At 65.1% G+C, this 21,744-nt stretch carries 19 protein-coding genes; 7 read left to right on the top strand and 12 right to left on the bottom strand.

Annotated features, from left to right (window positions below; translation table 11 throughout):
• Positions 1-60: 60 nt before the first annotated feature.
• Positions 61-945: a LysR substrate-binding domain-containing protein gene (locus THL1_RS14015; RefSeq protein ID WP_069083835.1), complete on the top strand. Its 885-nt coding sequence runs from the start codon at positions 61-63 to the stop codon at positions 943-945.
• Between the two features lie 21 nt (positions 946-966).
• Here the strand turns inward: THL1_RS14015 and THL1_RS14010 are convergent, their stop codons facing one another.
• The 4 genes from THL1_RS14010 to THL1_RS13995 form a co-directional block, all read right to left on the bottom strand.
• Positions 967-1,992: a LacI family DNA-binding transcriptional regulator gene (locus tag THL1_RS14010; protein ID WP_069083834.1), complete on the bottom strand. Its 1,026-nt coding sequence runs from the start codon at positions 1,990-1,992 to the stop codon at positions 967-969.
• Between the two features lie 187 nt (positions 1,993-2,179).
• Positions 2,180-3,790: a 5-guanidino-2-oxopentanoate decarboxylase gene (locus THL1_RS14005; protein WP_069083833.1), complete on the bottom strand. Its 1,611-nt coding sequence runs from the start codon at positions 3,788-3,790 to the stop codon at positions 2,180-2,182.
• Between the two features lie 213 nt (positions 3,791-4,003).
• Positions 4,004-5,584 carry a threonine ammonia-lyase, biosynthetic gene (gene ilvA / locus THL1_RS14000; RefSeq protein ID WP_257785022.1) on the bottom strand — a complete coding sequence of 527 codons (1,581 nt, stop codon included), beginning with the start codon at positions 5,582-5,584 and terminating at the stop codon, positions 4,004-4,006.
• A 233-nt stretch (positions 5,585-5,817) separates the two neighbouring features.
• Positions 5,818-6,012 carry a hypothetical protein gene (locus THL1_RS13995; protein ID WP_069083832.1) on the bottom strand — a complete coding sequence of 65 codons (195 nt, stop codon included), beginning with the start codon at positions 6,010-6,012 and terminating at the stop codon, positions 5,818-5,820.
• A gap of 158 nt (positions 6,013-6,170) precedes the next feature.
• On the opposite strand from THL1_RS13995, the gene THL1_RS13990 reads away from it, so the two are divergent.
• Together THL1_RS13990 and THL1_RS13985 are read left to right on the top strand one after the other, a co-directional pair.
• Positions 6,171-7,343: a murein transglycosylase A gene (locus THL1_RS13990; protein WP_069083831.1), complete on the top strand. Its 1,173-nt coding sequence runs from the start codon at positions 6,171-6,173 to the stop codon at positions 7,341-7,343.
• A 184-nt stretch (positions 7,344-7,527) separates the two neighbouring features.
• Positions 7,528-8,496 (top strand): sensor domain-containing diguanylate cyclase, encoded by a 969-nt coding sequence (locus THL1_RS13985; RefSeq protein WP_069083830.1) that lies wholly within the window; start codon positions 7,528-7,530, stop codon positions 8,494-8,496.
• Between the two features lie 72 nt (positions 8,497-8,568).
• Here THL1_RS13985 and THL1_RS13980 read toward each other — a convergent pair whose 3' ends face one another.
• Complete coding sequence (locus THL1_RS13980) at positions 8,569-9,108, bottom strand: cysteine hydrolase family protein (RefSeq protein WP_069083829.1); 540 nt, start codon at positions 9,106-9,108, stop codon at positions 8,569-8,571.
• A gap of 231 nt (positions 9,109-9,339) precedes the next feature.
• Here THL1_RS13980 and THL1_RS13975 point away from each other — a divergent pair, with 231 nt between their 5' ends.
• The 4 genes from THL1_RS13975 (at position 9,340) to puuE (ending at position 12,465) form a co-directional block, all read left to right on the top strand.
• The gene (locus THL1_RS13975; protein WP_069083828.1) at positions 9,340-10,137 is read left to right on the top strand and encodes an alpha/beta fold hydrolase; all 798 of its coding nucleotides are present in this window, start codon (positions 9,340-9,342) and stop codon (positions 10,135-10,137) included.
• Between the two features lie 55 nt (positions 10,138-10,192).
• Positions 10,193-10,597: a hypothetical protein gene (locus tag THL1_RS13970; protein ID WP_069083827.1), complete on the top strand. Its 405-nt coding sequence runs from the start codon at positions 10,193-10,195 to the stop codon at positions 10,595-10,597.
• A 78-nt stretch (positions 10,598-10,675) separates the two neighbouring features.
• A complete protein-coding gene (locus THL1_RS13965; protein ID WP_069083826.1) occupies positions 10,676-11,542 on the top strand; it encodes a GNAT family N-acetyltransferase in 867 nt (288 codons plus the stop codon).
• Positions 11,542-12,465: an allantoinase PuuE gene (gene puuE / locus THL1_RS13960; RefSeq protein WP_069083825.1), complete on the top strand. Its 924-nt coding sequence runs from the start codon at positions 11,542-11,544 to the stop codon at positions 12,463-12,465. The genes THL1_RS13965 and puuE overlap by 1 nt, the downstream gene beginning before the upstream one ends.
• Positions 12,466-12,472: 7 nt before the next feature.
• On the opposite strand, the gene THL1_RS13955 is transcribed toward puuE, so the two are convergent.
• From THL1_RS13955 to THL1_RS13925, 7 genes are all read right to left on the bottom strand, one after another.
• Positions 12,473-13,432 (bottom strand): HlyD family secretion protein, encoded by a 960-nt coding sequence (locus tag THL1_RS13955; RefSeq protein ID WP_069083824.1) that lies wholly within the window; start codon positions 13,430-13,432, stop codon positions 12,473-12,475.
• 3 nt (positions 13,433-13,435) lie between these two features.
• Complete coding sequence (locus THL1_RS13950; RefSeq protein ID WP_069083823.1) at positions 13,436-13,789, bottom strand: DUF3302 domain-containing protein; 354 nt, start codon at positions 13,787-13,789, stop codon at positions 13,436-13,438.
• A gap of 127 nt (positions 13,790-13,916) precedes the next feature.
• A complete protein-coding gene (locus THL1_RS13945) occupies positions 13,917-16,442 on the bottom strand; it encodes an efflux RND transporter permease subunit (RefSeq protein WP_069083822.1) in 2,526 nt (841 codons plus the stop codon).
• A gap of 17 nt (positions 16,443-16,459) precedes the next feature.
• On the bottom strand, positions 16,460-17,512 hold the full coding sequence (locus THL1_RS13940; RefSeq protein ID WP_069083821.1) for a WD40/YVTN/BNR-like repeat-containing protein: 1,053 nt from the start codon (positions 17,510-17,512) through the stop codon (positions 16,460-16,462).
• Positions 17,513-17,582: 70 nt separating this feature from the next.
• Complete coding sequence (locus tag THL1_RS13935; RefSeq protein WP_069083820.1) at positions 17,583-18,941, bottom strand: DUF1329 domain-containing protein; 1,359 nt, start codon at positions 18,939-18,941, stop codon at positions 17,583-17,585.
• A gap of 40 nt (positions 18,942-18,981) precedes the next feature.
• Positions 18,982-20,904 (bottom strand): DUF1302 domain-containing protein, encoded by a 1,923-nt coding sequence (locus THL1_RS13930; RefSeq protein ID WP_069083819.1) that lies wholly within the window; start codon positions 20,902-20,904, stop codon positions 18,982-18,984.
• 134 nt (positions 20,905-21,038) lie between these two features.
• Complete coding sequence (locus tag THL1_RS13925; protein ID WP_069083818.1) at positions 21,039-21,602, bottom strand: RBBP9/YdeN family alpha/beta hydrolase; 564 nt, start codon at positions 21,600-21,602, stop codon at positions 21,039-21,041.
• Positions 21,603-21,744: the final 142 nt, after the last annotated feature.

Genomic DNA, 21,744 nt, shown 5'->3' with positions numbered 1-21,744 from the left:
GTTGGCCCGGGGATATCGATTTATCCTCCCGCAATTCATTCCATTTCGTAATGAACCACCATGCGCCGACACCTGCCCAGCATGATCTCCCTCACCTGCTTCGCCGCCTTCGCCCGGCACATGAGTGTCACCCGCGCAGCGGAGGAACTCAGCCTGACCCAGGGTGCTGTCAGCCGGCAGATCAAGAACCTCGAAGAAATGCTCGGCCGCCCCTTGGTGGAGAAAGTTCGCCAGCGCTTGCTGCTGACTGAAGACGGCCGTCGCTACGTGGAAGAGATCAGCCCTCTGCTGGATCAGTTGGAAGCCGCTACCCAGCGCACCAGCGCCCGGCACTCGGGGCGACTGCGCATCGGCGCGGAACCCTCCCTGACCACCCGCTGGCTGCTACCGAGACTGAAGGCCTACGGGCAGTTGCACCCCGAGATCGAACTGCAGGTGATGAATGACCTGCACCGTCTCTATGAACAGCTGGAAGGCTTCGACCTGGCCGTTCTTTTCGGCGACGGCAACTGGCCGGGGTTCGAAGCCCATCTGCTGATGGGCGGCGAGATGGTTGCGGTCTGCACCTCGGAGCTGCTGGAGCGCCATGGCCCGGTAATCGAACGGCGCGACATCCTGCGCTACCCCCTGCTCCACCACAGCGCGCTCGCGGATCAGGGCAAGTCCTCCACCCAGATCTGGCTGCAGAGCGCCGGCCTCTCGCCCAAGGAAATCGATGCCCTGCCCGGCCAGCGCCTGGAGCATTTCCAGTTCGTCCTCGACGCCGCCCTGCACGGCCTCGGCATCACGGTGCTGCCACGCTACTTCGTGGCGCCGGAAGTGGAAGCCGGGAGACTGGTGATCGCAAGCCAGGAGCCGCTGGAGTGCGGCGACTACTACCTGGTGGTGCCGGAGGGTTGCCGGGATGCGAAGGTCCGGGCGTTTGCGCAGTGGTTACTGCGCTGACGCCCCCACAGAAAAGCCAAGTCAGCGCCGCAGCGCGGTCGACTCCCGCGCCACCAGCTCGCTGCCCACATCCACCAGCGCGTCCCACTTTTCTTCACCCGCGATGCGGCGGCAGAGCAGGTCCACCGTGGCGTTGGCCACTTGCTCGGCGGGAATCCGTACGCTGGTGAGTGAAGGCGTGGCCACGCGGGCGATGGGCAGGTCACCGAAACCGCAGATACCGAGTTCGTCCGGCACCCGGATACCCAGGCGCTGGCAGGTGAAGAGCGCGCCGATGGCCGGCATGTCGTTGGTGAAGAAGGCGCCATCGCACTCGATCTCGCCACGGGCGAAGCGCTGGATCACATCCACGCCGTCATCGATATGCGGCACGGGTGACGTATTCCGCCGCAAGGGTTCGACGCCAAGGCCGTCCTGCACGGCCTGACGGAAGCCGGCGAAGCGCAGGTTCTCGCGCTCGTCGTCGTAACCGAAGAACGCCGGTTTGCGATAGCCGCACTCCACCAGATGACGCCCCGCCGCCGCGCCCGCCGCCCAGTTGGAGAACCCCACCACCTGCCCCACGGGCGTGCGAGGCGTTTCGCCCTCGGGCAGGTCCCAGAGTTCGATCAGGGGGATGTCCGTGGACTGCAGCAGGTCCAGGGTTTCCGGCGAGTGATAACCGTAGGCGAGGATCAGGCCATCCAGCTGGCGGCCGAGGAAGGCGCGCAGCAGTTTGCCCTCTTCCTCCTGGGAGAATCGGGTTTCAGCGATCAGCAGGTGATAACCGGCCCGCGCCAGGCCTTGCTGGAGCACTTCGATGGTGGTGGCGAGGATAGGGTTGGTGATGGTGGTGATCAACGCACCAATAATGCCGCTGCGACGCGTCACCAGTTGGCTGGCGGCCAGGTTGGGCACGTAACCCAGTTCGCGAACCGCCTGCTCGATCTTCTGCCGGGTCCGCTCGGACACCATGTCCGGCTTGGAGAGCGCCCGCGACACCGTCATGCCGGACACCCCGGCCAATTGGGCGACATCGTGCAGGGTGGGTTTGCTCTTGGTCGACATCCTGGCCTCTGGCGCCGCGTTCAGGGAGGCGCATTATCCTCAACGGCACCCCATGGAGCACGAATTTGTAGGGGCGATTTCAATCGCCAAGCGGGCCGCAGGCTCGCCCTGCTACCTCGATGAGGGCAGCGACGCTGCCCTTGGCGAATGAATTCGCCCCTACAGGCAAACGGAAGCCTCGCCTGAATCAGGCCAGGAACTCCGCGTGCTCCCACACCTCGATCACGGTCGGGCGGTCGGCGTTGGCGGCGGTCTTCAGCAGCTCGGCCAGGTGTTCCAGGCTCTCGGCCTTCTCGGCGTTGCAGCCAAAGGCGCGGGCCAGGCCCTGGAAGTCAGGGGTGTAGATGTCGACACCGATGGTGGGGATGTCGCGGTTCTTCATGTAGCGCTTGATCTCGCCGTAACCGCTGTTGTTCCACAGCAGCACGATGATCGGTGCGCCCGCTTCCACCGCCGAAGCCAGTTCCGGCAGGGTGAACTGGATGCCGCCGTCGCCGATCAGCGCGATCACCGGACGCTCGGGAGCGGCCAGCTTGGCGCCGACAGCCGCCGGCAGGCCGTAGCCGAGGGTGCCGTAACCGGTGGCGGAGTTGAACCAGCTGCGCGGACGGGTGGCCTCGAACAGGTGGTTGCCGGAATACACCGGCTGGGTGGAGTCGCCCGCCACGATCAGGTCCGGCAGGGTCTGCTGCAGGGTTTCCAGGACCTTGCGCTGGCCGTTCCAGGTTTCCGGCCACTGGGCGTCCAGTTCGTCACGCACCTTGGCCGCACGCTGCGAGCCCGCGCTGTCGGCACTGAAGGCAGCCCCCGCGCCCAGCGCATCGGCCAGGGCGGCCATGGCCTTGCGAGAGTCGCTGAGGATGGCGATATCGGCCGGGTAGTTACGGTTCAGCTGCTCGGCGTCGATGTCGACGCGGATCAGCTGGCTCTCGATACGGAAGTTGCCGTCGAACACCACGTCATAGTCGGTCTCGCCCAGCTCGGTGCCGATGGCCAGCACCACGTCCGACTCCAGCACCATCTGGCGCACCGGCACCCAGGCCTGGTTGCAGCCCAGCGCCAGCGGGTGCCCCTTGGGCAGCACGCCCTTGGCATTGATGGTGTAGGCGGTCGGTGCATCCAGCGCTTCGACCAGGCGCTGGGCTTCGGCGCCGGCATCGGCACAACCGCCACCCAGCAGCACCAGCGGGCGCTTGGCCCCTTTGAGCATCTCGGCGGCGCGCTGGATGCTGTCCAGGCAAGGGCCGGGGCGGCTCGGCAGCGCACCCAGCTTGCGGCGCACATGGTCGGCGGGTGCGGTGATCACGTCGATCGGAATCTCGATGTGTACCGGGCGCGGACGCGCGCCATTGAACACGGCGAACGCACGGGTCAGCACGTCCGGCAGTTCGTCGGGGCGCATCAGGGTATGGCTGAAGGCGGCAACGCCGGACACCAGGTTACGCTGGGACGGCAGCTCGTGCAGGCGGCCGCCGCCCATGCCCAGTTGCTCGGTGTTGTTGACGCTGGAGATCACCAGCATGGGAATGGAATCGGCGTAGGCCTGGCCCATGGCGGTGGTGATGTTGGTCATGCCCGGGCCAGTGATGATGAAGCACACGCCCGGTTTGCCGGAGACACGGGCGTAACCATCCGCCATGAAGCCTGCGCCCTGCTCGTGGCGCGGGGTCACATGGCGGATGTCGGTATTGGGCAGGCCACGATACAGCTCCACCGTGTGCACACCAGGGATACCGAACACGGTATCCACGCCAAAGCCTTCCAGCAGCTCAACCAGCAGCTCTCCACAAGTCAACATGGGCAGTCCTCCAAAGGATCGGTCAACGAATGGAGCGCACTCTAACATCAGATTGTTAGCGTTAACATCGCTTTTGTCGGAATCGTCTGACGAGGCCAATTTGTAGGGGCGAATTCATTCGCCAAGGGCAGCAAAGCTGCCCCCTTCGGATGTCGAACGGCGAACCTGCGGTTCGCTTGGCGATTGAAATCGCCCCTACAAGTCAGCGACGAGTCAGCCCAGGAACAGCTTGCAGGCCGGGTTGTCGCTCTCTTCCCAGTACGGGTAACCGATCTCGTCCAGCGCTTCAAAGATCAGGTGGTTCTCATCCTCCGGCACTTGCAGCCCCGCCAGCACCCGACCGTCAGCGGCGCCGTGGTTGCGGTAGTGGAACAGGGTGATGTTCCAGCGCCCGCCCAGCTTGTTGAGGAAGTTGAATAGCGCGCCTGGACGTTCGGGGAACTCGAAGCGGAATAGCCGCTCTTCGCCGATGTACGCGGCGCGGCCACCGACCATATGGCGCACATGCATCTTGGCCACTTCGTTCTCGGTCAGGTCGAGCACCGGGAAGCCCTGGTCCTGCAGACTCGCCACGAGCGCGGCGCGAGGATCGGAAACCGGATGGGTCTGCACGCCGACGAAGATGTGCGCCTCGTCCCCCGAGTTGTAGCGGTAGTTGAACTCGGTGATCTGCCGCCGCCCCAGCGCCTCGCAGAAGGCCTTGAACGACCCGGGCCGCTCCGGCAGCGTCACCGCGATGATCGCCTCGCGCTTCTCCCCGAGTTCAGCACGCTCGGCCACGTGACGCAGGCGGTCGAAGTTGACGTTGGCACCGGAGTCAATGGCCACCAGGGTCTGCTCGCTTACGCCTTCGCGTTCCACGTATCTCTTGATTCCGGCCACTGCCAGGGCGCCGGCCGGTTCGGTGATGGAGCGGGTGTCGTCGTAGATGTCCTTGATCGCCGCGCAGATCTCGTCGGCGCTGACCGTCAGCACCTCATCCACGAAATGCCGGCAGACCTCGAAGTTGTGGGCACCGATCTGCGCCACTGCCACGCCGTCGGCGAACAGCCCCACCTGGCTGAGCACCACGCGTTCACCAGCGGCCAGGGCGGCCTGTAGGCAATTGGAATCCTCCGGTTCGACGCCGATCACCTTCACCTCTGGGCGCAGGTACTTCACATAGGCGGCGATGCCGGCGATCAGGCTGCCGCCGCCTACGGGCACGAAGATGGCGTCCAGGCGGCCGGCGTGCTGGCGGAGGATTTCCATGGCCACGGTGCCCTGGCCGGCGATCACATCCGGGTCGTCATAGGGCGGCACGAAGGTCAGACCCTGTTCGTCGGCCAGTTGCAGCGCGTAGGCCAGAGCATCCGGGAAGGCATCACCGTGCAGCACCACCTTGCCGCCACGGGAACGCACGCCCTGCACTTTCAGCTCAGGCGTGGTGCGCGGCATCACGATGGTCGCCTTCACACCCAGCTCCCGCGCCGCCAGCGCCAGGCCCTGCGCATGGTTCCCGGCCGAGGCGGCGATCACGCCACGGGCACGCTCTTCTGCGCTCAGTTGCACCACGCGGTTGTAGGCGCCACGGATCTTGAAGGAGTAGACCGGCTGCAGGTCTTCACGCTTGAGCAGCACCTGGTTGCCCAGGCGCTCACTGAGCTGGCGAGCGGGCTGCAGGGGCGTCTCGATGGCGACGTCGTACACCGGCGCGGCGAGGATCTTGCGCACGTAGTGCTTGAGCAGGTCTTCGCGCTCGTTCAGCGGCTGCTCGGTGAGGGAATCGGTGGCACCGGTGGTGAAGGTGGTCATGCTGGGCTCCTGGTTTCGAGTTTGGCGCCCAGGAGACAGAAGGAAAAAACCCGCCTCGAGGGCGGGTTTCTGTTTGGTCGTCGGCTAACCCGCCACTGCTGGAATGGCGGTAATAATCGAGGGGCCGGACAACCAAGGGAATCGAGTCATGGCAGGCAATCTAGAGGGGCGAATACCTTCAGGTCAAGCAGCAATTTCATGCGAGCGAAGAAGAAACCTCCTCTTGCAACCGATCAGGACACGTGATCGCGAACCACGCGCAGATCCGCGGCGTCCTGGTTCATCCGCTGGATCACATTGAACAGCTGTTCCTTCAGCGCGGCGTCGCCAATGCGGTCGGCCGCGCGCATCACGGCCACGGCCGCGGCTTCGTTGTTCAGGGCCACGGCGTCCAGGGTCTTGCGGAAGTTTCTTACGGTACGGGTCACACCAAAAGCCTCTGTAAAATCTGCGAGCACCCTATTAGATGAATATTTCCTTTTGATTTCAGTGGCTTGGATCAATGCTTCGGTCTGATTGATTTGACGTCGTATTGGCCATTCACCAAGCTAGCCGCCTTCTGATCACTCACCAGGAAATTCACGACGTGATTGCCCCTCTCTTCCGCCGTGGCCGGCTGGCGCTCGGCGTCGCTGCCCTGCTTGCCCTGGCCGCCGGTTGCGACAAGGAACCCAGCAAGCCCGAACCGCCCAAGGTCGACACCTATTCCAAGGCCACCTGGGAAGAATTGCCTGTCACCGGTGACGCCGACCTGCTCGCCGGCTTCAATGCCTGGCGCTCGGCATGCGCCCGCCTGGCCAAGGACCCGATCTGGGCCGCCACCTGCGCCAGCGCCACCCAGGTTCCGCAAGACCCGAACGCCATTCGAGCCTGGCTCAAGGCGCAGCTGGAGGTCTACAGCCTGCGCAGCGCGCGCAATAGCCCCCAGGGCCTGATCACGGGCTACTACGAGCCGGTCTACGCCGGCAGCCTGGAGCGCAGCGAGCAGGCGCCGATCCCGGTCTACGGCATTCCCGAGGACATGATCGTGGTCGCCCTGGACAGCCTCTATCCGGAACTCAAAGGCAAGCGCCTGCGCGGCCGCCTGGAAGGCCGCGTGCTGAAGCCCTACGACGATGCCGCCACCATCCGCAGCCAGGGCGTCAAAGCCCCGGTTCTGGCCTGGCTGACCAACCCCATGGACCTGCAATTCCTGCAGATACAGGGCTCCGGCCGCATCCAGCTGGAGAGCGGGCGCCAATTGCGCATCGGCTACGCCGACCAGAACGGCCACCCTTACCGCCCGGTGGGCCGCTGGCTGGTGGAACAGGGCCAGCTGAAGCAGGAAGAAGTCAGCATGGGCGCAATCCGCGACTGGGCGACCGCCAACCCACAGCGGGTGCCGGAACTGCTGGCCAGCAACCCCAGCTTTGTCTTCTTCGGCCTCAACCCGGACAGCAACGAAGGTCCACGCGGCTCCCTCAATGTGCCGCTTACCGCCGGCTACAGCGTCGCCATCGACCGCAAGGTGATCCCCCTGGGCAGCCTGCTCTGGCTCTCTACCACCCGCCCCGACGGCAGTCCGGTGACCCGCCCGGTCGCCGCGCAGGACACTGGCGGCGCCATCGCCGGCGAGGTACGCGCCGACCTGTTCTGGGGCACCGGGGCCGAGGCCGGCGAACTGGCCGGCAACATGAAGCAACAAGGTCAGATCTGGCTGCTCTGGCCCAAGAGCGTCGCCCTGCCCAATGCGGCCCCGGCTCCGCAACCGGGTGCCTGAGCCTGCACCTGCCAGCGTGCCGCCCCGGCACGCCCAGGCAGGGGCATTCCGCGGTGCCCGGGCGCAAGACGACGAGCTCGATCACTTGGCCGCCGAAGCCACTGCCTGAACGTTCATCAGATTCGGTATAAGGAAGCACTGCGCAAGGAAGGCGCCAACCGAATCGACCAGTACGGGGGCAGCCATGAAAGACGACACCGAATCCACCCAGGAGGTCTACAAGGCCCTGCTGGAATCCACCCGGGCGATCCCATGGAAGATCGACTGGAAGACCATGACCTTCGCCTACATCGGCCCGCAAATAGAGGCGTTGCTCGGCTGGAGCCAGTCCAGTTGGGTGAGCGTCAATGACTGGGCCGAACGCATGCATCCGGACGATCGCGATGCGGTCGTCGCCTTCTGCGTCTCCCAATCCCAGGCCGGCACCGACCACGAAGCCGACTACCGCGCCCTGACCAGCACCGGCGACTACGTGTGGATTCGCGACGTGGTGCATGTGGTGCGCAATGCCGAGGGCGAGGTGGAAGCGCTGATCGGCTTCATGTTCGACATCAGTGAACGCAAGCAGGCCGAACAGCAACTGATCGACCTGCAAAAACGCCTGGAAGAGTACTCCTACAAGGATGGCCTCACCGGCGTAGCCAACCGGCGCATGTTCGATTCCATGCTGGAAGTCGAATGGGCCAATGCCCAGCGCACCGGCGAGCCCCTGTCGCTGATCCTCCTGGATATCGACTACTTCAAGCAATACAACGACCACTACGGCCATATCCAGGGTGACGATTGCCTGAAGAATGTGGGCCAGGCACTGATGAACGCCGCCATCCGCCCCCGCGACTTCGTGGCCCGCTTCGGCGGAGAGGAATTCGTGCTGATTCTGCCCGCCACCGACGAGCCCGCCGCCCGCCAGGTGGCCGAGCGCTGCCGCAAGCTTATCCGCGAACGCTGCATCCCCCATGAGAAATCCAGCGTCGCCTCGTTGCTCACCATCAGCCTGGGCGTCGGCACCGCCACCCCTGGCCACCAGGACCAGCCCCTGCCCTTTATCGAGGCCGTGGACAAGCTGCTCTATCAAGCCAAGCAACGTGGCCGCAACCGGCTGGAGTCGGCGCAATGGAGCAGTGGCGCGAGCCATCCCATGGCAGGCCGTTAAAAAAACCACCTGCGTTGCCGATGCGTCGTCAAAAACAGGCTGCTTTGAACCCAGCGAAGGTCAATGAGGCAGTCAGCCCTCGACCTGCACCGCCCCGGCGGGAATCACCTGAGCCCGCACGCCGAAACTCGACATGCTGCCGAGCACCGCATTGTGGTGGGCGATGATCTGCGGCGCGCTGATGGCGGCATTGTCCAGGGTGGAGTGGGCATCCGCCGCCAGTACCACCTGATAACCCAGCGCCAGGGCGCGGCGCACGCTGGTGTCCACGCAGTAGTCGGTTTGCAGGCCGCAGACGATCAGACGCCGAATACCGCGCTGCTGGAGCACGTCCTGCAGGTTGGTCTTGTGGAAGGAGTCGGGCGTGGTCTTGCGCACCCGGATATCGCTGTCCGCGACGGCCAGGTCGTCCGCCAACTGCCAGCCCTCGGAATCGAACAGGAACTCGCCGCTGGGCTCTTCATGCTGGATCACCACAACGGGTAAGCCCGCAGCCCGCGCCCTGGCGCTGAGCCCATTGATGTTGCCGATCACACGGTCGATCTCGAAGGCGGCGTACTGACCAACGCTGATGGCGCGCTGGACGTCGATGATCAGGAGTGCGGTGTTCATGGGGAATCGTCCCTGGAAAGGCAAAGAACGGAGCTTAAGGGGGTACGGCAATCGACACCAGAGACTGATCCGCCAAGAGTCGTAGGGTGCGCCATGCGCACCGCTCCTGTGCCATGGAGGATGTTTGGCATAGACCCGCCAACCCCCCTGGTGCGCACGGCGCACCCTACCTCGTTACGACTGAGGATTTTTCTGGCAGCCTGTAGTCCGATCATCGTACTGGAGTCACCCGTGCCAAGCCCCAGCCACCACACCCAGGACCTCCGCATCGACAGCCTCCATGGCAAGCTCTTCGTGCGGATCTGGAGCCCTGATCATCTGAGCCCGTCCTTCGAGCAGGCACCCATCGTCCTCTTCCACGACTCCCTTGGCTGCGTGGAACTGTGGCGCGAATTCCCCGCCAAACTGGCCGCCATCACCGGCAAGTCCGTGGTGGCCTACGACCGGCTGGGCTTCGGTCGCTCGGATGCACACCCGGGCGAGCTGACCTACGGTTTCGTCGGCGACGAGGCGGAACAGGCTTTCCCAACGCTGAAGGATCATCTCGGCATCGGTGAATTCATCGCCTTTGGCCACAGCGTCGGCGGCGGCATGGCCACCCACTGCGCGGCGCGCCATCGTGAAGACTGCCTGGCGCTGATCACCGAGTCCGCCCAGGCCTTTGTCGAAGACCGCACGCTGGAAGGCATCCGTGAGGCCAAGCTGGGCTTCCAGCAGGACGGCCAGCTGGAGCGGCTGGCGAAGTACCACGGCGACAAGGCGCGTTGGGTGCTCGATGCCTGGACCGAAACCTGGCTCTCGCCAGCGTTTGCGCAGTGGAGCCTGGAAGCCGAGCTGGAACGGCTGGACTGCCCGGTGCTGGCCATTCACGGCGACCAGGATGAATTCGGCTCCGAACTGCACCCCCGGCAGATCGCCCGGCTGACCGATGGTTCTTCGCGGGTCCTGCTGATCGACGGCTGCGGCCACGTCCCCCACCGCGAACAGCCGGAGGTGGTGCTTGAGGCGGTGGTCCAATTGCTGCGATGAGCCAGAATGGGGCGCCGTTGGCGTCCTGGCAGCTGGCTGACTATGATCGGAAACCATGACGCCCTCCTCCTACCCCACTCGCCAACCCTGCCCGCCCGGCGCCTGTGACTGCGGGCGTGAGGAGCTGCTGGAAACCGCCGGTTCCGACTACCGCATCCTGCTGCTGACCCGCCAGGAGGAAAAGCGCCTGCTGGAGCGACTGGAAAATATCCAGAGCCTGGAGGACCTGGAGCATATGCAGCGGCGGATGTACGAACAGCTCGGCATCCGCCTGGTCATCGCGCCGGGTCATAACGAAGTGCGCAGCATGCGCGGCATCGATATCCAGATCGACGCGCTGCGCGGCCTCTGCCGCAAGACCCGCGCCTCGATCCCCGCCGCCATTCGCCGGGGGCTGGAGAAACACCCGGAAATCGCCTACCGCCTGCTGGATTCCCACGACCTCCTGCGCGACGCCTGAGGCCCGCCGGGTGGCCTGGCTACCCGGCCCGGTTGACGCTATACCGAAAGCGTCCGCCTCGGCCGAGGAGTTCCCGCCATGCCCATCCCGCTGGTTATCCGCAACATGCTCCGCCCCGAACTGGACGATCTGGTCAGCTGGGCCGCGCGCGAGGGCTGGAACCCCGGCCTGCACGACGCGGCGCTGTTCTGGGCGACCGATCCCGAGGCCTTCATCGCAGCGGACCTGGAAGGCGAACTGATCGGTGGCGGCGCCATTACTTCCTACGCGGGGGAGTTCGGCTTCATGGGCTTTTTCATCGTCCGCCCGGAGTTTCGTGGACGCGGCCTTGGCGACACCCTCTGGCATGCCCGCCGCGACCGGCTGCTCGCTCGCCTGAATCCGGGCGCCGCCATCGGCATGGACGGTGTGTTCGCCATGCAGGACTACTACGCCAAGGGCGGCTTCGTCTTTTCCCATCGCAACCTGCGCTTCCGGGCGGAGATCGCCGAGCCACCGGAGTGGACGCCCGATGAAGCAGTCGGCCCCCTCAACGAATTCGCCCTGGACGAGGTACTGGCCTACGACCGCACCTGCTTCCCGGCACCACGCCCCGTGTTCCTCGAAGGCTGGATCAGCCAGCCCGACGCCCTCGCCCTGGGCTGCAGGCGCGCGGGTCGCCTTGCCGGCCTTGGCGTCATTCGGCGTTGCCTGGAAGGCTGCAAGATCGGCCCCCTGTTCGCCGACGACGCCCTGGCGGCCGAAGCCCTCTACACAAGCCTTGCCGCATTCGCTGCCGGCGGCCCGGTGTTCCTCGACGCCCCGGAGAACAACCCCGCCGCCATGGCGCTGGTGCAACGCCACGGCATGACGGAAGTCTTCGGCTGCGCGCGGATGTACCTGGGCCATCCCCCCGCCGTCGCCCAGGACCGTGTCTTCGGCGTCACCACCTTCGAGCTGGGCTGATGGTCGAGCGCGACCTGCAGGGCTACGGCGGCCAACCGCCCCACCCGCGCTGGCCCGGCGATGCCCGCGTGGCCGTGCAGTTCGTGCTGAACGTCGAGGAAGGCGGCGAATCCTGCATGCTCAATGGCGATGCCCAGTCGGAGGCCTACCTGCACGAACTGCCGGGCCGCCCGCCACGCTTAGGCGAGCGCGACCTCAGTGTCGAAGGTCTGTACGAATATGGGTCCCGCGCTGGCGTCTGGCGCCTGCTCGACCTGTTCGACGAACGCGGCCTGCCGCTGACCGCCTTCGCGGTCGGCCGCGCCCTGGAACTGGTGCCGCAGATCGGTCATGCCCTGCACGCCGGCGGCCATGAGGTGGCCGGGCATGGCTATCGCTGGCTGGACTATCGGGAGGTTCCCGAAGAGGAAGAACGGCGCCACATCCAGCGGACCATCGAATTGATCGAGCGCATTTGCGGCCGGCGCCCATTGGGCTGGTACACCGGCCGCGTCAGCGCCAACACCCGCCGCCTGCTGCGCGAGGAAGGCGGCTTCCTCTACAGCTCGGACGCCTACAACGACGATCTGCCCTACTGGCTCCCCGGCGCGCCACCGCACCTGGTGATCCCCTACACCCTGGTCAACAACGATGCCCGCTACCTGATGCCCCCCGGCTTCGCGTCGGGGCAGGATTTCTTCCAGCTGTTGAGAGACGCCTTCGACTACCTCTGGCGGGAGGGCGCGCGGCAACCCCGGATGATGAGCATCGGCCTGCACGGGCGGATCAGCGGCCACCCAGCCCGCGCCATGGCGCTGGCGCGTTTCCTCGACCATGTGCAGGGGCATGACGGAGTCTGGGTGTGTCGGCGGGAAGACATCGCGCGGCACTGGATCGCCGAGCATCCCTACCTGGCGGGCGCCTCGGGTGGCAGCCCGCCGTAGCCCGTTTCTAGTGGAACGGGAAGATGTAGTTCATCCACGCCGCCATGCGCAGGAGCACCTTGCGCATGATCGCCACATGGTGGAAGTGCTTGCTATAGAGCGCCGCCTGTCCGTAGGAGCCGCCAGGCATCACTGCCGCGTACTGGGCATAATCAGGATCGGTGATCTCGATGATTACCGGCACCCGTCCCGGCGGCGGCGAGCCGGTAAAGCTGATCAACGTGCCAGAGGGTTGCACCTGGCCTTCACCAATCACCGAAATGACCTGCTTCACCTTGCCCTGGAACACCTTGCCGGGGATGCCGTCGAAGGCCACTTCCGCTTCATCCTCTGCCGTCAGGCGTAGCTGGCTGTTCTGCCGCATCCAGGCCGCGAAGTAGAAGCCCTCGTCGGGAATGAAGACCATGGACGGCCGCAGCGGCAACTTCACCGCACGTACGCCGGGGCGCAGAGACACATGGGTGACGAAACCCTTGCTGGGCGCCCGCACCACGGTGTTGTCCAGCTCGAACTGGGCGATGTTCAACTGTGCCTGCAGGTCTTCCACCCGCGCCGTGGTGATATCCACGTCGCGGCGGTTGCCGACGTTGCGGGCGGCCAGTTCACGGGCGCGGGATTGATCCGCGCGGGCCGAAACCAGCTGGGCATTGATGGACTTGACCCGGTTCTCGAAGGGCGTCGGATCGATGCGGAACAGGACATCGCCTTTCTCGAGCGGCTGGTTCGCCCTGACCGGCACCTCCACCACCTGGCCCGACACCTCCGGCACGATCGGCACCGAGACGAAGTAGGTCCGCGCCACCTCCGAATACGGGTGGTTGTAGTTCATGGTGAAGATCAGTGCGCCGATCAGCACCACACCGCCCAGCACGGCGGTTGGAACCGACCATTTGTTCAGCGGGATGCGGAAGATCTTGAAGATGGCAACGCAGAACGCCGCGTAGGTAAGGATCAGCAACAGGTCCATGGCTTACACCTCCCCTTGCCCACGCTGCGGCGGCGTAGCTCGTCCTTCGAGTTGTTCGACGCGCTGCCGCAGCTCCGCCAGTTGCTGGGCCAGGTCGGCTTCCTGGCCGCTGCCCGGCGTTCCGCCAGTGAAGCCCCAGCCACGGTCCTCGCGGTACAACATCGCCCAGATCCACAGGAAGGGCCACAACGCATGCAGGGTAAACAGGCTGACCCAGCCGGCGGCATGGATCGCGTCCTGATGGGGATGGTTACGGTGTACCGCGATCTCGTAGGGAATGTCGTGGAGGACGATGATTCCGTAGAACAACGTGATGCCCACGAAGATGAGAACACCCAACGCAAAGTAGTCGAGCATGATGTGCTGTCCTGAACGGTGGCACTCACTGCATGAAAACCAGAAACAGCACCGCTATCAGTCCCGTTGCGGCTGGCAGCGGTGCCCCGCCTTCCAGATTAGTTCAAGTTCTTGGGCCCGCCGGCCGCTATTGCGCGGACTCCACCTGACCGTTCTCCGTAGCCCTGGTCGCGCGGCGTTCGTCTGGCGGTTCTGCGGGAGTGACCGGCCGCGCTGCTTCACCACACTCGCGCAAAAGGAAATGCGACAGCGCCGGAATCAGGATCAGCGCGCCGATCATGTTCCAGAGGAACATGAAGGTGAGCAGCACACCCATGTCGGCCTGGAACTTGATGGGCGACCAGGCCCAGCAGACCACGCCGGCAGCCAGGGTGATGCCCACCAGCGCGACCACACGGCCGGTGAAGAACACCGCCTGCTTGTAGGCCGCCGACAGCGGCAGGCCCTGGCGCTGGTGCTGCAGCTGCACGCTGAGCAGGTACAGCGCGTAGTCGACGCCGATGCCGACGCCTAGGGCGATCACCGGCAGCGTGGCGACCTTCACGCCAATGCCCATCACCACCATCAGCGCCTCGCAGAGCACCGAAGTGAGCACCAGCGGCAGCAGCGCCACCAGGGTCGCGCGCCAGCTGCGGAAGGTGATCAGGCAGAACAGCGTTACCGCGAGGTAGACGTAGAACAGCATGGTGCGGTTGGCATCGCGTACCACGATATTGGTCGCCGCCTCGATCCCGGCACTGCCAGCCGCCAGCAGGAATTGCCGATCCTCGACGCTGTTTTCGGCAGCGAAGCGCTCGGCGATACCCACCACCTCGTCCAGGGTCTGCGCCTTGTGGTCCTTGAGGAAGGCGATCACCGGCATCAGCGAGCAATCGGTATTGAACAGCTCCGGCGTGTTCACCGAAGCCTGCTGGGCGGCGTAGTTCAGCACGTCCTGATTGCGTTGCAGGCTGAGGAACTTGGGGTTGCCCTCATAGGTGCCGGCGGTGATCTGCCGTACCGCGTTGGCCAGGGACGCCGTGGCCTGCACGTTCGGATGCTGCTGCAGCGCCCAGGCCAGGCGGTCGGCCTGGATCAGCGTCTGATAGTTCAGGCATCCCTCGGCGGGGGTTTTCACCATGACCGCGAACAGGTCGCTGGACAGCGCGTAGTGACTGGTGATGTAGGCGTTGTCGCGGTTGTAGCGCGATTCCGGGCGCAGCTCCGGAGCGCCGGCATCCAGGTCGCCGATCTGCAGGTTGTGGCTGACCAAAAAACCGCCCACGCCCATGGCGAAGGCGAGGATCACCGTGGGCAGCGCCCAGCGTCGGCCGGTGAAACGGTCGAGGAAGTCCCAGACATGGCCGAAGCCCTTGTGCGCCGCCGCATTGGTATCGATACGCAAGGCACGCTCGGCGGCCTTCTTGCCAACGCCCACGTAGGACAGCGCCACCGGCATCATCAGCAAGGTGGTAAGGATCAGCACCGCGACGCCGATGCTCGCGGTGATGGCCAGGTCCTGGATCACCGGGATATCGATCAGCATCAGCACAGCAAAGCCCACCGCATCGGCCAGCAGCGCAGTAACCCCGGCGAGGAACAGCCGGCGGAAGGTGTAGCGCGCCGCCACCAGGCGATGGGTGCCCTGGGCGATGTCCTGCATGATGCCGTTCATCTTCTGTGCCGCGTGGGACACGCCGATGGCGAAGATAAGGAAGGGCACCAGGATGGAGTACGGGTCCAGCGCGTAGCCGAGCCAGGCGACGATGCCGAGCTGCCAGACCACCGCCAGCAGCGAGCAGACGATCACCAGCAGGCTGCTGCGCAGGCAGCGGGTGTAGACCAGGATGATCAGGAAGGCGGTGACCACGGCCAGGCCGAAGAAGGCCATGACCCGCATCAGGCCATCGATCAGGTCGCCCACCAGCTTGGCGAAGCCGATCACGCGGATCTTGATCGGCCCCTTCCCTTCCTCGCCCGAGGCCTGCGCCTTGCGGTCATCGGAATACTCGAAGTGCAGGCGCAGCTTGTCTTCCAGGGTGAGGGAGAACTGGTGGTAATCCACGCCCTGCCCGCCGGCGCTAGCCTGGTCCAGCAGCGGCACCACCAGCATGGTGGACTTGAAGTCATTGGCCACCAGACTGCCGACGATGCCGGCGCGGGCGATGTTCTGCCGCAGCTGCTCGATGCTCGCGGGCGAACCGTCATAGCCATCGGGCATAACCGGGCCGCCCTGGAAGCCTTCCTCGGTCACCTCGGTCCAGCGCACGCCGGGCGCCCAGAGAGACTTCATCCAGGCCCGGTCGACACCCTCTGTTAGAAACAGCTCGTCATGCACTTTCTTCAGGGCATCGAGGTAGGCCGGGGCAAAGATGTCGCCCTGGGTGTTTTCCACCACCACGCGCACGCTGTTACCCAGGCCACGCAGGGCCTTGCGATTGTCCAGGAAGTTCTGGATGTAGGGGTGCCCCTGGGGAATCATCTTCTCGAAGCTGGGTCGCAGCTCCAGGCGCGTCAACGCCATATAGCCCAGCAGCAGCGTCACCAGCAGGATGCCGATCACGAACGGCAGGCGGTGGTTGAACACCATGCGTTCCAGCAGGTTGCCGCTGCGTGGGTCGAAGTCCTTGATGTCCCGGATTACCGGCATTACGCCTTGTTTCATGCCACCCATGTGGGTTCGCCTCGCTTTTATTCTTGTTTTCCTGAAACCACGGGGCGCTGGCTGATGCCGCGCGCGCCCACCAGCAGCAGGCCGTTGTCGCTCGACGCCAGGGCTCCGTATACAGGTACTGGCTGGCCGATTTTCAGGGGCTGGAAGCTGGTGCCCTGATCGGTGCTGGCCAGGGCCTGGCCAGTCTGGCCGAACAGGTAGAGCGTGCCTCGGGCGTCGCGCGTGGATGCGGTGATGCTGCTGTTCAGCCCGGTCTTGACCGCTGTCCAGCTGGCGCCGGCATCGGTGCTGCGATAGGCGTGGCCGCGCAGGCCGTACGCCAGCACCACGCCGGGCTGGGCGCTGATGCCGAAGAAGCTGCCCTGATAGGGCGATTCCAGGGCCTGGAAACGCTCGCCACTGTCGTTGAGGCGCAGCAACAGGCCTTGCTCCCCGGCAATGAAGATGTGCTCGCCGTCGCTGGCGATGGCATTGAGGTGGTAGCCGGACGGGTTGTCGGTACGGTCGATCCAGGGCTCCCAGCTCTGTCCACCATCGCGGGTGCGGAAGATCAGGTTGAACGCGCCGACAACGAAACCATTGCGTTCATCACTGAACCAGAGATCGAGGAAGGGTTTGTCGGCGCCTTCGGTCTCGATCCGCTTGCCCTCCTCCAGCCATTGCCCGGCATCGGGCCGGGCGCTGTAGTAGTCCTGCATCAGGCGACCGAGCTGGCGGCCGTCGAGCTGCTTCTCCCAGCTGGCGCCGCCGTCGCGGCTGTGCAACACCACGCCGTCGTGGCCCACCGCCCAGCCTTCGCTGGCCGTGGGAAACTGCACGGCATTGAGGTCGGAGCGGACCGGCACGCTGGCCTGGGCCCAGCTTGTTCCCTGGTCGTCGGAATACAGGATGTGGCCACGCTGCCCCACGGCGACCAGCCGCTGGCCGGCCTGTGCCAGGTCGAGCAAGGGGCTGCGTACCGCCAGTTCGCTGCGCTGCGCCGGCAGGTCGAGCACATCCACCAGCGGTGCGGCCGCACAGTGGCCGGCCGCCAGGGCCAGGCCCAGGACGATGAACTTGAAAGAAAACATCGGGACGTCCTCTGAAAAAAAGAACGGCTGCCGCTCCCCCACACTCAAAGGGAGCGGCAACCAGCCTGGCTCAGCGAATACCGGCGCCCGCCAGGGACTCGGCTGCCCACTGAGCCTTGGTCAGCGGGTCGATGTAACGGATGCCGCCGTGCGGGCCGACGATGCCGTTGATGTTGTAGGAGTTGCCCACCAGGTCGTAGATCACGAACGGCGTGGTATCCGGCACCTGCTTGTCGTAGCTCTGGCTGAGGAAGGCAAAGGAGCCACGGTAGATCTGCCCACGGGCGTCGTACTGGTCGGAGGCCAGAGCCACCCAGCTGTCTTCATCGAGGTAGAAGCGGCGTTTGGCGTAGATGTGGCGGGCGCCGGCCTTCAGGGTGCCTTCCACCACCCAGACGCGGTGCTTCTCCCAACGCACATGGTCAGGCGACAGGTGGCCGGGGGTGGTCAGGGCTTTCGGGTCCTGGGCGTAGGTCAGCTTGTAGGTGTTGTAGGGCACGATCAGCTCCTGCTTGCCCACCAGCTTCCAGTCGTAGCGGTCCAGCGCACCGTTGAAGACGAATACGTCGTCATAGGTGCCGGCACCGGCGGTACCCGGGTTCGGCGTGTCGTAGGCCAGGCTCGGCGCCAGTTTCACGCGGCGCTGGCCGGGCAGGTATTGCCAGGCGCGGCGCGGTTGCTCGACGGCGTTGGCGGCGTCTTTCAGCATGATCGCCTCGCCGGCGCGACGGGCCGGACCCGAGTAGTACAGCTTCATCTGGTAGTACACGTCGGTATTGGCGATAGGCCGCGACATGTCTTCGTAGATCGGGTAGTTGATGAAAGCCTGGCCGGTGGTGGCGAGGGTGGCCACGCCTGCGGCGTCGACGTTCCAGGAGTCGTACTTGGAGTTGATGGTCACACCCTGGTAGCGCAGCAGGTGGTTCCACATGGCTTCAGCACCCGACTGGGGAATCGGGAACGGTACGCCCGGCAGCACGTTGTCGAGGGCCAGTCCGCCATTGCCGGTCTTGGCGCCGGTGGCGTTCTTCACCGAGTTGTCCAGCACCGCCTGGGGCATGGCCACGGTACGGTGGGTCGGGTAGACATCCACGCGGAAATCCGGGTAGCGCTTGGCCAGTTCCACGGTGGTGGCGCTGAGCTGGTTCTTGTACTGGTCGACGTTCTTGCCATCGATCACCAGCAACGGCTGCTCGCTGGCGAAGGGGTCCGGACGCATGCTGTCGCCAGACTTGAAGCCGGCCGGAGCGGTGGTCAGGCCACCCTCATAGGCCGGGATCGAGCCATCGGCGCTGGCGGCTTTCTCGGCACCGACCAGGGTCAGGTTGTTGCCCAGCTTGGCCGCTTCATCTGGCGATACGGCGGCAAGGGCAGAGCTAGCGAAGGCCACCGCGAGGGAAGCCGCCATCAGAGTTTTCACGAATTTCATCTCGTTGTTCTCCTGCTCGGGTTACGAGCGGTGCGGAATGTCAGAAGGTGGTCTTCAAAGTCAGGTAAACCGCGCCACGGTCTTCCGTGGTAGCTCCGCCGCCGGAGAAGGAGGAGTAACCCCCGGCGTAGCAGGTGTAGCGCTGCGTGGCATCCAATGCGTTAGGAGTCGAGCCGTCGTTGGCACCGTTGGTGCACTTCTTGGCGTCGCCGAAAGAGTCCACGTACTTCAGGTCGACGAAGTACTGGTTGTAGATGGCCGCACCGATGCCCACGGAGTAGTTGCCGGTGTCTTCGGCACCACCGCCCTGGACCGGCGAAACACCGTCGAGGCCGACGTTCACCGACATCGGTGCGCTCATGTCCACGCCCGGGAACACCTGGTACCAGGTGGGCGTGAAGTTCACTGCGACGCCCCAGTTGTCGCGGGTCGGTTTGTCGATGCCACGGTAGGAGTCCTTGCCCTTGTAGAGCGCCTCGTTGTGGCTATCGAGTTTCAGCAGGTTGCTGTAGTAGAGCTCGCCCAGCAGGCTGGCTGCGTCGAACAGCGGCGTGTCACCGATGGTCATCAGACCGTTCAGGGTCCAGTGCAGGGTGTCGCCGGTGGCGCTCATGCTGTCGCCGCTGCCCGGCAGGTCGGTAACCACGCCGGTGCCCGGCACGCGCGCCGGCAGGAGGCCGAGGCCCGCCGCCAAGCCGCCTGGGCCGGAGGCACTGACGATGGCCGGAATGCTCGCCAACGGCATGTTGTGGCGGATGTTCAGGTCGCTGGCGACGCTAATGCCGCCGAATTCCTTGGACAGGCTCAGACCGAAGATGTCGATGTCGTCGCCGTAGGCGAGCTTGTAGTTGGTGCTGCTGATGGAGCTGCGCACGTTGGCGATGGGGCCAGCCGCGCCCCGAGCGGTCAGGCCGGTGCCGTCGAGTACGGCCTGCGGCAGGATTTCCGAAGTCTGCCGGTAATAAGCACCGACAGTGCCATCCAGCCATTCCGGCGACCACTTGAGCATCAGGCCCCAGTCACCGCGCTTGTCCGGGGTGATGTCGTGACCACGGCGAATATTGGTCAGGGTGCCGTTCGGCCCGGCCAGGCCAGGGCCACCGGTATGGCCGAGGAGGAAGGACTGGGCGCCGAAGCCCACCAGGTCGGAACTGCCGTAGTAGGTGCCAGCCTCAGGCAGTCGAGCCGCGTCCCAGTCGAGGAAATACTGAGCGGCCACGGTCAGCTCGGGATTGATGGTGAAGGACGCGGAAACCTGGTTGCGCGGGACGAACAGTTCCTTCGCCTCGGTGCCCGGCGCGGCGGCGAGCTTGGCCAGGTCCAGACCGGATTGGCCGTAGCTGATGGCATGCACCGGGTTGAGGATGGTTTCGCCCCAGTAGACGTTGTGCTGGCCGGCCTTGATGCTGAACAGGGACTCTTCGCCCACTTCGGTGCTGTAGAACACGAAGGCGTCGAGGATTTCACCGGACGGGCCGCTGTAGTAACGCTGGGCGTAGTGGGACAGGTGCGGGCTGCCGAACCCCGGATTGGTGGTGCTGGGCTGGCCGAGGATGGCGGAGAACGCTTCGTTGCCGTTGACAAAGGGGTTGGAGTTGGAGCCGGTGTTGTCGTAGGCCTTGTCGTACCAGCTGGCGGCGCTGACGCGGAAGCCCTTGTTGCCCTGGTGGATCACGTCCAGCTCGGTCAGCAGGTCGAGGCGGTTGGCGATGTTGGTGCCGGAACGGCGGAAGTTATAGTCACCGTCGTTGTTGTTCGGCGTGGCCAGCATCCGCTTGTCCGCGCTCTCGGTGCGAACGCCATAGTTGTACTTCACGGTGTTGTCGAAGCGTACCGACCAGTCCGGATTGCCGGTGTCGACCTCGAAGGCATGCACCATGGCAGGTGCGCCCAGCCCGGCGGCGATGGCCGAGGCGAGCAGGCACCTGCGCAGGTTCAGGTTGTGATTGTTCTTGTTGTTCATGCGTTGGCTCCGCTTCTTGTTGTATTAACTACTGCAACCTTTTCCTTGCTCCCTGTTTCATCGGCGCACAGCCGGTTGCCTGGCCACGCGCCCTACCCGCCGGACTGCCCGGCCGATATCGATGGAATTGCGTTTCAGCTATCCAGCCGCTGGATCAGTTCGTGGGCGTAAGGCCATTCGCCGTAGCCCGAGGCGGGATTGAGATGCCCGACCTTGCCCAGTTCGACCAGGCAGCCTTCCCAGTCCCGGGCCAGCTCGCGAACCGCCTCCAGGCTCGCCAGGTGATCGTCGTCACTGGCGCAGACCAGGCTGGGGAATGGCAGCGGCAGGCGCGGCAGCGGGGTCCAGCCATTGGCACGGAGGGATTCGGGGCTCGGGTAGTTCGCCGGCCAGGCGGCGTCCAGGTCCGGGGGCGTGGCCAGTAGCGCGCCCTTGATGGGGCGGCTGTAACGGGCAGCCCAGTGCGCCACCATGAGCACGCCGGCGCTGTGGGCGACCAGAATCACCGGGCCGTCGATCTGTTCCAGCTCGTGCTGAATGGCCTCGACCCGCGCCGGCAGGCTCAGCTTGTCCCGCTCCAGCGGCGGCACGCTGCGCACCTTGGGCAGTTGCGCGGCCAGCAGGGTCTGCCAGTGTTCCGGCACGTCTTCCCGCAGGCCCGGGACGATGAGAATGGTTGTGCTGTTGTTGTCGTTCACGTCATTACCCTGTTGCGTTCGATGGGATCGCCATCGCGGCGGAAGGAACTTCGTGATGCAGACAGTAGAGATGCAGGGGGGGAGCCGCTTTTCATACGGCGTCAGGCACTTCGCATTTCATGACAGAGCCGCCCTGCCCCGT

The sequence above is a fragment of the Pseudomonas sp. TCU-HL1 genome, from assembly GCF_001708505.1.
Lineage (GTDB): Bacteria > Pseudomonadota > Gammaproteobacteria > Pseudomonadales > Pseudomonadaceae > Metapseudomonas.
Note: the sequence above shows the minus strand (reverse complement) of the source record. Positions and strands in the feature narration are given on the sequence as shown.